At 49.1% G+C, this 956-nt stretch carries 1 protein-coding gene; it reads left to right on the top strand.

Features of this window, described 5'->3' with window-relative positions; genetic code table 11:
* Window positions 1–44 precede the first annotated feature (44 nt).
* On the top strand, window positions 45–956 hold a 912-nt coding region (aceA, locus tag R8N49_RS25475), incomplete at its 3' end, for an isocitrate lyase (RefSeq protein ID WP_318190257.1).

The following is a 956-nucleotide window of genomic DNA, read 5'->3' as shown; positions in this document are numbered from 1 at the left end:
TCAACGCACAAACAAAAGTGCAAATAATAAAGAGGGATAGACCAATGACATTGACTCGCCGCCAACAAATTGAAGCTCTGGAAAAAGACTGGGCAACGAATCCACGCTGGAAAAACGTAAAGCGTACTTATACTGCAGAAGAAGTCGTAGAACTGCGTGGCTCGATGGTACCAGCAAATACAATCGCACAACGTGGTGCTGATAAGCTGTGGTCACTGGTCAACGGCAGTGCGAAAAAAGGTTATGTAAACTGTCTTGGTGCACTGACAGGTGGTCAAGCCGTACAACAAGCGAAAGCGGGTATCGAAGCGATTTACCTATCAGGCTGGCAGGTAGCGGCAGATAACAACACTGCATCGACTATGTACCCGGATCAGTCGCTATACCCAGTGGACTCAGTGCCTTCAGTGGTTAAGCGCATCAACAACTCTTTCCGTCGTGCTGACCAAATTCAGTGGGCGAATGGCAAGTCTCCTGAAGATGAAGGTGGTATTGATTACTTCCTACCAATCGTAGCGGACGCAGAGGCGGGCTTTGGTGGCGTGCTAAACGCATATGAACTGATGAAGTCGATGATCGAAGCCGGTGCCGCTGGTGTTCACTTTGAAGACCAACTCGCTTCGGTTAAAAAATGTGGTCACATGGGCGGTAAAGTACTGGTTCCGACTCAAGAAGCGGTACAAAAACTGGTAGCTGCGCGTCTTGCTGCAGACGTTTCTGGCACAACAACGCTAGTTATTGCACGTACTGATGCGAACGCGGCAGACCTACTAACTTCAGATTGCGACCCATACGATAAAGACTTTATTGAAGGTGAGCGTACTCAAGAAGGCTTCTACCGTGTACGTGCAGGTATCGACCAAGCGATTTCTCGTGGTTTGGCTTACGCACCATATGCAGACTTGATTTGGTGTGAAACAGCGACGCCGTGTCTAGAAGAGGCGCGTAAGTTCGCA

It is taken from the genome of Vibrio sp. 1978, assembly GCF_033344345.1.
The sequence above is the reverse complement of the archived record's forward strand: the minus strand, read 5'-3'. Positions and strand labels throughout refer to the sequence as shown.